A 12,937-nucleotide genomic window follows, 5' to 3' on the forward strand; every position below is an offset into this window, starting at 1 on the left:
CCTGGTTCCTGCCGGTCAGAGCCAGCCGAGCAGACCGTGAAGAAGCCAGCCGAGGAGGCCGAAGTGGTGCTCCTCGCACCCCTCGCGGAACTCACGTCCATGGTGGCCCTTACGGTGATGGCGCCCCTCACGGCCCTCACGGCCCTCGTGGCCGAAGCGACCGAAGCCGAAAAAGTCGCAGTCCTCGTTGCGCCGGTGGTGGCGGAAGTGACGGCCGTGGTGCCCACGGTCGTGATCACCGCTCACCGCGACGGTCTGGCTCCGAGGGGCAGCCTGGACCATACCGGCGGAGGGGACGACGGTGGCCGCGGCAAGCGCCACGGCGGCGACGGTACGCCCTATGAACTTACGCATGCGTTTCTCCTGTTTGGCAGGAAATAGGACAAGTGATGCGTACCGCGCGGTGCCACCGTCCTCGCAGGCACGGCGGCCGTCCACTCCAACGGCCCTCGGAATTGCTCCGGTCGCGGCACGGATCCGGGCCCACCGCGCGGCTACCCGGACGCCGTCCGGCGTCCTACTGCCTGCGGGCGCGGCTCGGCTGGACCCTGGCCGGTTCGCCGGGCATCTTCGGGTGGTCGGGCGGGTACGGCAGATCGCCCAGCCCTTCGTCGGCGGCGTGCCGGTCGGCCAGCTCCAGGAGGGATTCCAGGCCGTAGGCGTGCTCCGTCATGTCCGCGTGCACATCGCCGAGTTCCGCGAAGCGGGGCGGGACAGTGCGCAGGTCGAAGTCCTCGGGCGCGGCGTCGGGCAGCTCGTTCCAGCGCAGCGGCGTGGAGACGGTCGCCCGGGGGCGGGCGCGCAGCGAGTAGGGCGAGGCGATGGTGCGGTCGCGCGCCATCTGGTTGTAGTCCACGAAGACCTTCTCGCCGCGCTCCTCCTTCCACCAGGCGGCGGTCACCAGCCGCGGCAGCCGCCGCTCCAGCGCCCGCGCCACGGCGATCGCCGCCCGTCTGACCTCGGTGAACGTCCACTCGGGGCGGATCGGCACGTACACGTGCACACCGCGGCCGCCGGAGGTCTTCGGCCAGCCGCGCAGGCCATGGGCAGCCAGCAGTTCGCGCAGCTCGTGGGCGACCTCGACCGCGTCGGCGAAACCTGTGCCGGGCTGCGGGTCGAGGTCGATGCGCAGCTCGTCGGGGTGCTCGGTGTCGCCGCGGCGGACCGGCCAGGGGTGGAAGGTCAGACAGCCCAGGTTGGCGGCCCACAGCACGGCCGCCGGTTCGGTGGGGCACATCTCGTCGGCGAACCGCCCGCTGGGGAAGGTGATCCGGGCGGTGGGCAGCCATTCCGGCAGCCCCTTGGGCGCCCGTTTCTGGTAGAAGAACTCGCCCGCGACGCCGTCGGGGAACCGCTGCATGGTGGTGGGCCGGTCGCGCAGACCGCGCAGCACCCCGTCCGCGACCGCGAGGTAGTACTGGACCACGTCCCACTTCGTGAAGCCGCGTTCCGGGTAGTAGATCTTGTCGGGGTTCGACACCCGTACGGTGCGCCCCGCGACGTCCAGCTCCACAGCTCGGGCTCCGGCCATGCCTCCACGCTAGGTTCCGTGCGGGAGTGCCGCGCGCCGGGCGGCGGGGCGCCCGGCGGTCCCCGGCGGGCGTGGGCGGCGCTCTGCCCTCAGGATCGGGAGCATGGACCTGCCCGTGATGCCCCCGGTCTCCCCGATGCTCGCGAAGTCGGTGGCGGAGATCCCCACCGGCATGCAGTACGAGGCGAAATGGGACGGGTTCCGGGTCATCGTCTTCCGCGACGGCGACGAGGTGGAGATCGCCAGCCGGACGACGAAGTCGCTCAGCCGTTACTTCCCCGAGGTGATCCACGCCGTACGGGAGGAGCTGCCGCCGCGCTGTGTGCTGGACGGCGAGATCGTCATCGCCCATGACGGCCGGCTGCACTTCGAGGAGCTGCTGGAGCGCATCCACCCGGCGGCCTCCCGGGTCCGTACGCTCGCCGCGCGCACGCCCGCCTCGCTCGTCGCCTTCGATCTGCTGGCGCTCGGCTCCACCACGCTGCTGGACGAGCCGCAGACGGCCCGCCGCGAGGCCCTGGTCGAGGCGCTGCGGCCGGCCCGGCCGCCGGTGCACACCGCGCCGGCGACCCTCGACCGGGAACTGGCGGCCCGGTGGTTCGCGCAGTTCGAGGGCGCGGGGCTGGACGGGGTGGTCGCCAAGCCGCTGGACCTGCCGTACCGGCCGGGCGACCGCGCGATGTTCAAGATCAAGCACGCCCGGACCGCGGACTGCGTCGTGGCTGGCTACCGGCTGCACAAGAGCGGGCCGGTGGTCGGCTCGCTGCTGCTGGGGCTGCACGACGACGCGGGGGACCTCCAGCACGTCGGGGTGTGCGCCGCGTTCCCCATGGCCGAGCGGCGCCGGCTCGTCGAGGAGCTGGCGCCGCTGCGGATGGCCGACGCGTCCGGCCACCCCTGGGGCGACTGGGCCGACGAGGCGGCGCACACGTCCCGGCGGATGCCCGGAGGGCCGAGCCGGTGGAGCGGCGGCAAGGACCTGTCGTGGGTGCCGCTGCGCCCGGAGCTGGTGTGCGAGGTGGCCTACGACCACATGGAGGGCAGCCGCTTCCGGCACACCGCCCGGTTCCGGCACTGGCGGCCCGACCGTACGCCGCAGAGCTGCACCTACGCGCAGCTGGAGGAGCCGGTGGGCTACGACCTGGGGGAGCTGCTGGGCGGCTGAGCCACGCCGGTCACCCGCTCACCCCGGCTCGCCGTCGGGCGGCCACCGGCGCCGGCTCTCCCCCGGTGCGAGCCGGTCGACGACCTCGGCCAGTTCCGTGCACGCCTGCTCGATCTTCCGTCGGATGGTGCTCTGCTCGGTGACGATCGCCGACAGCAGCAGCGCGGTGAGCGCGGCGGAGGCGTTGAGGGCCTGGAGGTTGACCATCGACTCCAGGAGGCTGTGCCCGGTGAACGGTCCGCTGCGGCCGGTCGCTGCGTTGATCGCGAAGACCGACATCACCAGTACGCAGGGCGCCGCTCCCACCAGCTGGAACCGCAGTGCCGCCCACACGATCACCGGGAAGACCAGGAAGAGCAGGGACATCGAGCTGCGGGTCGTCAGCAGTGAGACCACGACCGTGCCGGCCAGCAGCGCCGCCGCCTCGGCCCAGCGGTAGAGGGGGACGTTCCGGGGCGGCCGGACGTTGCGGAAGGCGAGCAGCAGCGGCGCGACGACCAGGACGCCCATGGCGTCGCCCACCCACCAGGCCGACCAGGCACGCCAGAAGTCGCCGGGCGGCAGTGCCCCGGTGAGCACCTGGGTGCCGCTGCCCAGCGTCGCGCTGATCACCATCGCGGCGAAAGCGCCGAGGGACACCAGGGCGACGCCGTCGCGCAGCCGGTCCAGTTCGGGGCGGAAGCCGACCCGCCGCAGCATCAGGCAGGCGCAGACCGGGGCGAGGGTGTTGCCGGCCACCACGCCGATGCCGGCGAGGTCCAGCCTGGTGAGTGTGGAGATGACCAGGAGGGTGCCGAGGGCGATGCCCGGCCACATCCACAGGCCCAGCAGGAGCAGGCAGCTCAGCGCGATGCCGGTGGGCGGCCACAGGGGCGTGACCACCGCACCCGCGACCACGACCTGCTCCAGCAGGCCGACCTTCGCGGACGCCCAGTAGACGCCGGCGAGTACGAGGTTCGCCAGGGCTGCCGCTGCCGGCCGACGGAGTTCCCCGGTGCGTACCACGTCTGCCATCAGACAACGCCGGTGGGCGGGCGCCGGCCGCGACACGCGCCCCCGGCGTGTGCTTCACCCGGCCCTGCCGTCCGCGCCGTCGAAGCACAGCACGATGACCGCGGCGTCGTCGGTGTGCCCGGTCAGCTCGGCGACGCACATCACCGCGTCGGCGACGTCGGCGGGATGGTCCCCGGCCCTGGCGCTGACCAGCCGGGTCACCTGCGCCAGTCCGGCCTCGATGGGGAAGCAGGGCCCCTCGACGACCCCGTCGGTGAGCAGGACGAAGGTACCCGCCGTGGTCAGCCGCCGTCGGGTGACCGGGTACCGCTCCCCCGGCAGGATGCCCAGCGGGATGCCGCCGGGGTCGTCGGTCACGCCGTGGCGGTCGTCGGTGGTGGCCCAGATGCCGGGGACGTGGCCGGCGCGGGCGCTGGTCAGTTCCCAGCGGACCGGGTCGAAGCGGACGAAGGTGCAGGTGGCGAAGAGTTCGCAGTCCACGGAGAGCAGCAGGTCGTTGGCCCGGCTGAGCACCTCGCCGGGGTCGGCGGCGTGCGCGGCGACGGCGCGCAGCCCGATCCGGATCTGGCCCATGAAGGCCGCCGCCTCGACGTCGTGGCCCTGCACATCGCCCACCGAGAACGCCAGCGAGCCGTCCGGCAGCCGGAAGCCGTCGTACCAGTCGCCCCCGATGGCCAGGCCGTGCCGGGCGGGGGCGTAGGTGGCGGCGGTGCGCAGCCCGGGGAGCTCGGGCAGCGCGCCCGGCAGCATCTCGCGCTGCAGCGCCTCGGCGAGCTCGACCCGGGCCCGCTGGAGTTCCGCGCCTTCCCGCGCCTGGGCGGTCAGCCGCCCGAGCGTGGTCAGCAGATCGTCGGCGCTCGCCGACCGCGGGGGACGACGCCGAAGCATGGCTTCATCATATTTCGGGGGTCCGGTATCCGCTTCACGACCTGGGGCGCCGCGACCGTCATGCGGCGGCCGCCGGCCGGGACGCCGTCAGCTGGCCGACGCCCGACCGTACGGCCCAGAAGAAGACGGCCAGCGCGACGGCGGCCACGGTGAGCGAGTCGTACGGGGCCGGCAGCCGTCCAGAGCCCTTGAAGGTGCCCAGCCAGGACAGCAGCGTCAGGGCGAGGAGATAGACCACCAGCCAGGCGCCGGTGCGCAGTTCGGCGCCCAGCGGGCGGCGCGGCCCGGCGCCGTCGCTCTCCGCGGCCCGCGCGCCGGGCCGCCACATCAGCAGGAAGACCAGCAGTCCGGCGAGCACCAGCGGCAGCGCCAGCCGCAGATCGTGCCAGCCGGACCAGTAGACGAACTCGCTGGCCACCACGAAGCTGACCGGCGCGATCCAGCGCAGGCCCGGCACCCACCCGGCCGTGCCGCCGCCCGGCTCGGCGCGGAAGACCGCGACGGCGACCGCGGAGGCGGCGTAGATCAGCAGGTACATGTCGCCCATCACGCTCACGATGTCCTGCCAGCCGCCGAACGGCAGCAGGAACAGCACGATGACGACCAGGTTGATCGCCAACGCCCGGCGGGGCACGCCGAAGCGCTCGTCGACCTTCATGAAGTAGCGGGGAATCGTGCCGTTCTTGGCCAGCGCGTAGGTGTGCCGGGCGTCGATCGCCACCCCCACGTACGCCGAACCGCCGGGCGAGAGCACCGCGTCGGCGTAGAGCAGGCTGGACAGCCAGTGCAGGTTGAGGATCAGTGCCAGCTGCCCGAAGGGCGAGTCGAAGGAGACGCCCTTCCAGCCGCCGCCGAGCAGGTTCTCGGGCACGGTGAACAGGAAGGCCAGTTGCAGCGCCAGGTACATCAGGACGGCCAGGCCGATGCCGGTGAGGACGGCCCACGGGATGGTGCGGCGGGGGTTGCGGGTCTCGCCGGAGAAGTCCAGCGGGGCCTGGAAGCCGTTGACCGAGTAGACGATGCCGCCGCCGGCCAGCGCGGTCAGGCAGGCGACATAGCCGTACGGGGCGAAGCCGCCGTGGTCCGTGAGGCGCCCGGAGTGCCAGCCGGAGGCGATCAGGGCGAGCACGGTGAGGACCGGGACGGCGATCTTGAACACCGAGACCAGGTTGTTCAGCCGGGCGAACATCCGCACCGCGAACCAGTTCAGCGCGGTCAGCAGCACGCTGAGACCGGCGGCCAGGGCCAGCCCGGAGGCGGTGAGGGTGTGCCCGTTGTACAGGCCCGGCAGGTAGTGCGCGGTGTACTGCATGATCGCGCTGATCTCGGCGGCGGTACCGCCGACCGACAGCAGCACCGACCAGCCGACGAGGGTGCCGACCAGCCGGCCGCTGGCGTACAGCGGCCAGCGGACCGTACCGCCGCCCTCCGGCCGGGACGCGCCCAGCTCGATCATCACCAGCGCGACCAGCCCGCACAGCAGGCCGGCCGCCACCCACGACAGCAGGGCGGCGGGTCCGGCGGTCTGCGCGGCGTACAGGGCGGCGAACAGCCAGCCGGAGCCGACGATGTTGGAGAAGCCGATCCCGGTCAGCCCCCAGAACCCCAGGTCGCGGTGCAGCCGGCGCTCCTGCATCCGCACGTCCGGTGCGCCGCTCCCGCCGGATCCCTCCGACATTTGACGATCCGTCACGAACACGGCCTCCTCGACTCACTGTTCCGGCTGGTCAGGACCCTACTCGACGTGTTCGCGACAGGGGTGCGGCCGGGGACGGCGAACAGGGGGCCGGAGTTGGCGAGGAAGGGACCGGACAGGAGCCGGGGACCCTAGCCGAGCCGGTCGGGCGGGACGCCGAAGGTCGCCGCGAAGCCGTCGCGCCCGGCGTCGGTGAGCCGGACGACCCGCCGGTAGGTGCCGTGGCGCAGCCAGTTCAGGGCGAACATCCGGGCGGTGACCGCGGCGCCGAGGGCACCCGCCAGGTGGTGGCGCTGTTCGGCCCAGTCCACGCAGTAGCGGATCGCGGCGCGGCGGCGCGGCAACCGGTCCAAGTCGACGCCGAACGCGGTCAGTTCGCGGCGGCCGGGCGGGGTCAGTACGTACCCGACGCACTCAGTGTCCGCGCCCGTCCGCTCCTCCTGGAGGACGCCGCCCGCCAGCAGCGCACTCATCAGGGCGACGCCGAGGCGGCCCGCCAGGTGGTCGTAGCAGAGCCGGGCGCGCAGCAGGGCCCGGGCCCGGGTGTCGGCGTTCAGGGAGCGCACCGGGAGCGGGCGGGCGATCAGGGCGAGCTGCTCCAGGGCGCGGGCGACGTCGGTGGTGGCGAGTCGGTAGTAGCGGTGCCGCCCGTCGAGTTCGACGGTCAGCAGCCGGGCGTCGCGGAGCCTGGCCAGATGGCCGCTGATGGTGGAGTTGCCCACCCCCGCCTCGGCGGCCAGCGCGCTGGCGGGCAGCGCACCGCCCCCGGCGAGGGCCATCAGCACCTTGGCGCGGGACGGGTCGCCGATGGCCGCCGCCACCTGCGCGATATCGGCCTCGGTGGCGCGTTCGGTCTCGTTCCGGGCATCCATGGTGCGACGGTACGCCCGAGATGATTCGGCGAATGGCGAAACGACCTCGCGCCGCGGTGCACCCCGTACGGCGGCCGTACGGCACGGCGCCTCGCCCGGGGAGCGCGCCCCGAGGGGCAGAACGTTTCGTCGGGGACCGCAGTATTCCGCCAGGACACTGACCGCATGCCGACACTCTCCACGCCTCTGCGCACCCCTCCGGCCATCCGCCCGATGTCCCCGCTGCCTCTGGTGGCCGTCTGCCTGGGCTACTTCATGGTCATCCTGGACGTCACCGTCGTCACGGTGGCGCTGCCGGAACTCGGCGGCGCGCTGCACGCCGGGGTGACCGGGCTCCAGTGGGCGGTGGACGGCTACACCCTGGTCTTCGCCGGGCTGCTGCTCTTCTGCGGCGGGCTCGGGGACCGGCTCGGCGCCCGGACGGTGTTCCTCGCCGGGCTCGCGGTGTTCACGCTCGCCTCGGCCGGGTGCGCCCTCGCGCCCTCGGTCGCGGTGCTGGTCGTGACCCGGCTGGTGCAGGGGGTCGGTGCCGCGCTGCTGGTGCCCGCCTCGCTCGCGCTGCTGCGGGCGGCGTGTCCCGACCCGGCGTCCCGCGCCCGTGCCTTCGGCCTCTGGGGCATGGTCGCCGGTCTCGGCGCCGGGGCCGGGCCGGTGCTCGGCGGGGTGCTGGTCACTGCGCTCGGCTGGCGCTCGGTGTTCTTCGTCAACCTGCCCGTGGGGCTCGCCGCGCTGCTGCTGACGCTGCGGTGCGTACCCCGCTCCCCCGCCTCCCGGGCCCGGACCGGTCTGGACGTCCCGGCGCAGACCGCCGCGACGGTGAGCGTGGCGGCGCTGGCCACCGGCTGCATCGAGGCCGGCCCTCTGGGCTGGACCCACCCCGCCGTGCTCGGCGCGTTCGCCGTCACGGTCCTCGGGGCGGCAGCCTTCCTGTTCCTGGAGCGGCGCTCGGCGGCTCCCATGCTGCCGCCGGCCCTCTTCCGCAACCGGGCCTTCTCCGCCTCCGCCGTCATCGGCGTGCTGCTCAACACCGGTTTCTACGGGCTGCTGTTCCTGGCCCCGCTGTACTTCCAGCAGGTCCACCACTACAGCGCGCTGCGCACCGGCATCGCGCTGCTGCCGGCCGTCGTGCCGTTGGCCGCCGGCTCCGCGCTGGGCGGGCGCCTGGCGGCCCGGACGGGTCCGCGGCCCCCGATGGTGGCGGGCCTGGCGATCGGCGCGGCGGGCCTGGCCGGCTGGCTGTGCGCGGCCCCCGACACGCCGTATCCCGCGCTGGTGGCTCCGATGGCGGCGGCCGGGTTCGGTACCGCGCTGACCATGCCGGCGTCCACCGCGGCCGTGATGGAGGCCGCGCCCGGCGAGCGGAGCGGCGCCGCCGCGGCGGTCTTCAACGCCGCCCGCCAACTGGGCAGCGTCCTCGGTGTCGCCGTCTTCGGGACGCTGACCGCCGCCGGGCTCGTCCCGGGGCTGCACACCGCGGTGTCCGCCGGCGCGGCCGGGTTCCTGGCCGCGGCCGGACTCGCGGCACGGTACGTCCCGGGGGCCGCCGGGACGCGCGCGGCCGGTCACCAGCCGGTGGTCCGGACCGGACCCGGGTCAGCCGCAGGTCCAGCACCCCGCCCAGCAGGCCAACCGGGCGCTGTGGTCGCGCAGCCGGAGCGCGGTGAGCCCGTCGTCGGGGACCTCGTGCGACACGGACCGGGCGCCCGCGAACCGGGCGCACAGGATGACGGTCAGTGCGGCGAGTTCCTCGGGCTCGGCGTGGCCCCGGACGATCCGGAACCGGATCTCTGACGGGTCATCGGTCGGGCGGGTCACACGGCCGACGCTAGGAGCAGCGGCTGGCCGTGTCGCGCGGGAGCGGGCCCGGTGTGCGCTGTTCGGGCGGCCGGACAACTCCCCAGGCGTGATTCCGCCGGGCCCGGCCGTGTTGAGCGCGGGACGCGCGCGGCGGGCGGTCAGGATCGCGCGCAGGTACGGGCACGTACACCGGCAGCGGATGACGAAGTGGAGAGGGCGGGACGATGAGACGTGAGCGGACCGGCGAAGAGCGGGGCCCGGCGCGGGACGACGGGCGCCGGGACTTCCTCAGATGTGCGGCGGGGTTCGCGGGGACGGCGGCCTCGGTGGGGCTGGCCGGCGGGGCCGCGGCGGTGCCGGCCGGCCGGTCGGCACAGGAGGCGGCGCCGGCCCCGTACGGCAGGTCGGACGACGGCCGGCGGCTGCCGCCGGACCGGGTGCCGTTCCACGGCTGGGCGCAGGCCGGGATCGTGACACCGCAGCAGTTGTTCGCCGGTTTCGTCGCCTACGACTTCCTGGGGCAGGACCGAGCGGCCCTGACGAAGCTGTTGCGGCGGCTCACCGAACGGTGCCGGGTGCTGGCGGCCGGGGTGAAGCCGGCGGACGAGAAGGTGGCGTCGGAGCGGTCCACGCCGGACTCGCTGTCCCTCACCGTCGGCGTGGGGGCGTCGCTGTTCGACGACCGGTTCGGGCTCGCCGGGCACAAGCCGCGGCACCTGAAGGCGATGCCGGCGTTCCCCGACGACCGGCTGGACCCGGCGCGCTGCCACGGCGACCTGTCGCTGCAGATCTGCGCGGAGCACCCGGACGCCGTCGTGCACGTACTGCGCGACCTGGCCCGGGAGACGGAGGGGATGCTGCGGCCTCGCTGGCGAATGGACGCGTTCATGAACCCGTCGCGGCCGTCGGGTTCACCGCGGAACTTCCTCGGCTTCAAGGACGGGATCGTCAATCCGGACACGTACTCGGCGGATGAGGTGGACCGGCTGCTCTGGGTGACGCCGCGGTGCGGTGAGCCGGAGTGGGCCGTGGGCGGCAGCTACCAGGCGCTGCGGCTGATCCGCTTCCACACGGAGTCCTGGGAGCGGGTGCCGGTGTCCCACCAGGAGCGGATCTTCGGGCGGCGCAAGGCGAGCGGCGCTCCGCTGGACGGCGTGCGCGAGAACGACGCGCCGGACTACGACGAGGACCGGGACGGCAGGAAGATCCCGCTCGACTCCCACATCCGGCTGGCCAATCCGCGCACGCGCGGCACCGACGACTCCCGTTTCCTGCGGCGGAGTTACAACTACAGCACGGGGTTCGACCAGCGCGGCGAGATGAACCTGGGACTGGTCTTCGTCGGCTACCAGCAGAATCTGGAGCGGCAGTTCGCCACCGTGCAGCGGCGGCTGCGGCACGAGCCGCTGTCCCGGTTCATCACCCCGTTCGGCGGCGGCTACTTCTTCGTGCTGCCCGGCGTACGGGACCGGGACGACTGGTTCGGATCCCAGCTGATGCGGGACACCCGGCCCCGCGGCAACTGAGGCGGCAGACGGCGCGCGCCCCGCGAAGACGCCCCGGGGCGCCTCGGCTCACGAGGCGCCCCGGGGCGCGCGTTGTCCGGGCTGCGGCGGTGCCGGTCAGCCGCAGTTGTCGGCCGCCGGCCTGCCCGCGAAGCGGTCGGCGAGCCAGTCGGCGGCCGGTACGGAGCCCACGATCGCGCCGGCCACATGCTCGCCCAGGGGGATCGAACTCCACTGCACCCGGGCGCCCTTGGCGCACCAGTCGGCCCGCAGCCGCCTGCCGACGGCGTACGGGATCAGTTCGTCGGCGGTCCCGTGGTAGAGGTACACCGGCGCGTCCGGCGTGCGCGTGCCGAGGGCGGATTCCCGCAGCCGCGCCTGCCAGTCCGGCTCGTACAGCGGGTTCTTGACGGTCACGTCGGAGATCCGCTTGAAGAGGCCGGCGGCGACGTCGGCGACGACGCAGTTGTCGCGCAGGAAGTCGACGTAGTGCCGTCCCCGGTCGTTGAGGTAGCGGTCCAGGTGCAGTTCCGGGAAGGCGGCGTTCTGGCCGATGGCGGCCATCAGGATCAGCCCGGCGCCGATGGTGCCGTTGTCGGCGTCCGCGACCTTGAGCAGATCGGCCGGTACGCCGCCGGTCGCGGTGCCCTTGACCTTGAGCTCGGGCGCGTAGGAACGGTGCAGTTCGGCGGCCCAGCTGCTGGCCTGGCCGCCCTGGGAGTAGCCCATGATGCCGACCGGGGAGTCCCCGGTGACCCCGGCTGCGCCCGCCCCGGGGAGCCGTTCGGCGGCCCGGGCCATGTCCAGGACCGCCTGGCCCTCGGCTCGCCCCACGGTGTAGGTGTGGTCGCCGGGGGTGCCCAGGCCCTCGTAGTCGGTGACCGCGACCGCCCAGCCGCGGCGGGTGAGCTGCTGGATGAGGTTGGCCTCCATGGTGGTGCCCTTGGGGAAGCCGGCCGAGGGGGCGCAGGAGTCGGCGAGGCCGACGGTACCGACGGCGTACGTGACGAGCGGGCGCGGGCCCTGCTTGCCGTCGTCGGGGACGATGACGGTTCCGGAGACGGTGTTGGGGGTGCCCTTGGCGGTGGTGGAGCGGTAGGTGAGGTGCCAGGCGCGGGTCCCGGTGGGCTGGCCGGGCAGCGGGTGGAAGGAGGTCGGGGTGGCGGTCACGATGTCGCCGGGGCGGCCGTCCCCGAGCGCGGGCTGCTGCGCCGTCGCGGCGCCCTCGCCGGAGAGGCCGAGCAGCAGGGCCAGGGCGGCGGCGGTGGTCGGTAACGCGGAGCGAAGGTGCATACGGCTCTCCCAACTGACCTGAGGGCTGGGGTCGTTGGGCTGACCGTAGTGACTCGCGGGTAAGGAGGGGGCTGACCGGGACGCTCAGCTTTGCTGGCCGTGCGGGGCAGGCGGCGGGCGCCCGTCAGGGTCGGCGCCGTCGCCCCGCAGCCGGTAGGCGCCCGGTGTGGTACCCGTCCAGCGGCGGAAGGCGCGGTGGAAGGCGGTGTCCTCGGAGAAGCCGATCCGCGCCGCGAGTTCGGCGATCGGCTCCCGCCCGGCGGTCAGCGCGGTGATCGCCGCGTCCCGGCGTACCGCGTCCTTGAGCCGCTGGTAGGAGGTGCCCTCGGCCTGGAGCCGGCGCCGCAGGGTCGCCGGGCTGACCGCGAGCCGGGCCGCGACGTCCGCGGCCTCCGGGAGCCGCGCGGGCGCCGGAGCCCGCAGCGCCCGGGCGAGGGTGCGCCGCACCTGCTCGGCGACGGTGGTGCCGTACTCCCGCCGGGCCAGCAGATCCGCCGGCGCCTGTCGCAGCATCGCGGTCAGCGCGGTCTCGTCGCGCACCACGGGCGCGGCCAGCCAGTGCGCGTCCCAGCCGGCCGCGGTGTGCTCGGCACCGAAGCGGACCGGGCAGCCGAAGAGCAGGACGTACTCGCCGGCGTGGCCGGGCGCCGGATGCGCGAACCGGGCCCAGCGCAGCGGGATGCGGCGCCCGATCAGCCAGCTGGAGAGCCGGTGGAAGATGATCAGTACGCATTCGGCGAGGAAGTCGGCGTCGTCGTACGGGCGCAGATCGCTGCGTACGGAGAAGACGGCGGTGCCGGAGGCGGCGCCCCCGTCGACGGACATCACCGGGCCGCCGGGGAACAGCGCGTAGAAGCGCGCGGCCCGCTCCAGGGCGGACCCCAGGTCCGGGCAGCCCAGGCAGGCATGGCACATCATCGCGAAGGTGCCGCGGCGGCTGGGAACCGGGCCCAGGCCGAGGAACTCGTCGTCGGTGGCGCGGTGCAGGGCCCGGATCAGGAGGGCGAACTGCTCCCCGGTGACCCGGGCCCGGTCGTCGCCGAGCAGCAGCGGCGGGATCCGCGCGCTCTGGAGCAGCGGCACGGTGTCGATGCCGAGCCGCCGCGCCCCGCCCAGCGCGGCCCGCACATGGTGCATCGCGATCGTCGGGCGCCCCATGGCCCGACACGGTAGCCG

The 12,937-nt window shown here is 74.1% G+C and carries 11 protein-coding genes and 1 pseudogene; 4 read left to right on the forward strand and 8 right to left on the reverse strand.

Features of this window, described 5'->3' with window-relative positions; genetic code table 11:
- Nucleotides 1-381 (forward strand): hypothetical protein (locus ACO1BR_RS31495; RefSeq protein ID WP_426798497.1); only part of this gene is annotated, 381 nt, incomplete at its 5' end.
- Nucleotides 382-517: 136 nt separating this feature from the next.
- On the opposite strand, the gene ligD is transcribed toward ACO1BR_RS31495, so the two are convergent.
- Nucleotides 518-1,531 carry a non-homologous end-joining DNA ligase gene (ligD, locus tag ACO1BR_RS31500; RefSeq protein WP_426798498.1) on the reverse strand — a complete coding sequence of 338 codons (1,014 nt, stop codon included), beginning with the start codon at nt 1,529-1,531 and terminating at the stop codon, nt 518-520.
- Nucleotides 1,532-1,634: 103 nt separating this feature from the next.
- Between ligD and ACO1BR_RS31505 the strand changes: the two genes are divergently transcribed.
- Nucleotides 1,635-2,696 (forward strand): ATP-dependent DNA ligase, encoded by a 1,062-nt coding sequence (locus ACO1BR_RS31505; RefSeq protein ID WP_426798499.1) that lies wholly within the window; start codon nt 1,635-1,637, stop codon nt 2,694-2,696.
- A gap of 18 nt (nt 2,697-2,714) precedes the next feature.
- Here the strand turns inward: ACO1BR_RS31505 and ACO1BR_RS31510 are convergent, their stop codons facing one another.
- The 4 genes from ACO1BR_RS31510 to ACO1BR_RS31525 form a co-directional block, all read right to left on the reverse strand.
- Nucleotides 2,715-3,701: an MASE1 domain-containing protein gene (locus tag ACO1BR_RS31510; protein WP_426798528.1), complete on the reverse strand. Its 987-nt coding sequence runs from the start codon at nt 3,699-3,701 to the stop codon at nt 2,715-2,717.
- 63 nt (nt 3,702-3,764) lie between these two features.
- Nucleotides 3,765-4,598 (reverse strand): PP2C family protein-serine/threonine phosphatase, encoded by an 834-nt coding sequence (locus ACO1BR_RS31515; protein ID WP_426798500.1) that lies wholly within the window; start codon nt 4,596-4,598, stop codon nt 3,765-3,767.
- A 58-nt stretch (nt 4,599-4,656) separates the two neighbouring features.
- Complete coding sequence (locus tag ACO1BR_RS31520; RefSeq protein WP_426798529.1) at nt 4,657-6,276, reverse strand: APC family permease; 1,620 nt, start codon at nt 6,274-6,276, stop codon at nt 4,657-4,659.
- Nucleotides 6,277-6,425: 149 nt separating this feature from the next.
- The gene (locus tag ACO1BR_RS31525; protein ID WP_426798501.1) at nt 6,426-7,166 is read right to left on the reverse strand and encodes an ArsR/SmtB family transcription factor; all 741 of its coding nucleotides are present in this window, start codon (nt 7,164-7,166) and stop codon (nt 6,426-6,428) included.
- A 213-nt stretch (nt 7,167-7,379) separates the two neighbouring features.
- On the opposite strand from ACO1BR_RS31525, the pseudogene ACO1BR_RS31530 reads away from it, so the two are divergent.
- Nucleotides 7,380-8,594, forward strand: a pseudogene (locus tag ACO1BR_RS31530) (MFS transporter); the annotation flags it as partial.
- Nucleotides 8,595-8,759: 165 nt separating this feature from the next.
- Here ACO1BR_RS31530 and ACO1BR_RS31535 read toward each other — a convergent pair.
- On the reverse strand, nt 8,760-8,981 hold the full coding sequence (locus ACO1BR_RS31535) for an acyl-CoA carboxylase subunit epsilon (protein ID WP_426798530.1): 222 nt from the start codon (nt 8,979-8,981) through the stop codon (nt 8,760-8,762).
- Nucleotides 8,982-9,187: 206 nt separating this feature from the next.
- Here ACO1BR_RS31535 and ACO1BR_RS31540 point away from each other — a divergent pair, with 206 nt between their 5' ends.
- Nucleotides 9,188-10,489 (forward strand): Dyp-type peroxidase, encoded by a 1,302-nt coding sequence (locus ACO1BR_RS31540; protein WP_426798502.1) that lies wholly within the window; start codon nt 9,188-9,190, stop codon nt 10,487-10,489.
- Between the two features lie 96 nt (nt 10,490-10,585).
- On the opposite strand, the gene ACO1BR_RS31545 is transcribed toward ACO1BR_RS31540, so the two are convergent.
- Nucleotides 10,586-11,761, reverse strand: coding sequence for a lipase family protein (locus ACO1BR_RS31545; protein ID WP_426798503.1), 1,176 nt, complete (start codon nt 11,759-11,761; stop codon nt 10,586-10,588).
- A gap of 84 nt (nt 11,762-11,845) precedes the next feature.
- The gene (locus ACO1BR_RS31550; protein ID WP_426798504.1) at nt 11,846-12,919 is read right to left on the reverse strand and encodes an AraC family transcriptional regulator; all 1,074 of its coding nucleotides are present in this window, start codon (nt 12,917-12,919) and stop codon (nt 11,846-11,848) included.
- Nucleotides 12,920-12,937 lie beyond the last annotated feature (18 nt).

Source organism: Streptomyces sp. YGL11-2 (genome assembly GCF_050054615.1).
Lineage (GTDB): Bacteria > Actinomycetota > Actinomycetes > Streptomycetales > Streptomycetaceae > Streptomyces.

Excerpts from the sequence above, each read along its gene's own strand:
- ligD (WP_426798498.1), bottom strand. The coding sequence starts at position 1,531 with ATGGCCGGAGCCCGAGCTGTGGAGCTGGACGTCGCGGGGCGCACCGTA.
- ACO1BR_RS31505 (WP_426798499.1), top strand. The coding sequence starts at position 1,635 with ATGGACCTGCCCGTGATGCCCCCGGTCTCCCCGATGCTCGCGAAGTCG.
- ACO1BR_RS31515 (WP_426798500.1), bottom strand. The coding sequence starts at position 4,598 with ATGCTTCGGCGTCGTCCCCCGCGGTCGGCGAGCGCCGACGATCTGCTG.
- ACO1BR_RS31520 (WP_426798529.1), bottom strand. The coding sequence starts at position 6,276 with ATGTCGGAGGGATCCGGCGGGAGCGGCGCACCGGACGTGCGGATGCAG.
- ACO1BR_RS31525 (WP_426798501.1), bottom strand. The coding sequence starts at position 7,166 with ATGGATGCCCGGAACGAGACCGAACGCGCCACCGAGGCCGATATCGCG.
- ACO1BR_RS31540 (WP_426798502.1), top strand. The coding sequence starts at position 9,188 with ATGAGACGTGAGCGGACCGGCGAAGAGCGGGGCCCGGCGCGGGACGAC.
- ACO1BR_RS31545 (WP_426798503.1), bottom strand. The coding sequence starts at position 11,761 with ATGCACCTTCGCTCCGCGTTACCGACCACCGCCGCCGCCCTGGCCCTG.
- ACO1BR_RS31550 (WP_426798504.1), bottom strand. The coding sequence starts at position 12,919 with ATGGGGCGCCCGACGATCGCGATGCACCATGTGCGGGCCGCGCTGGGC.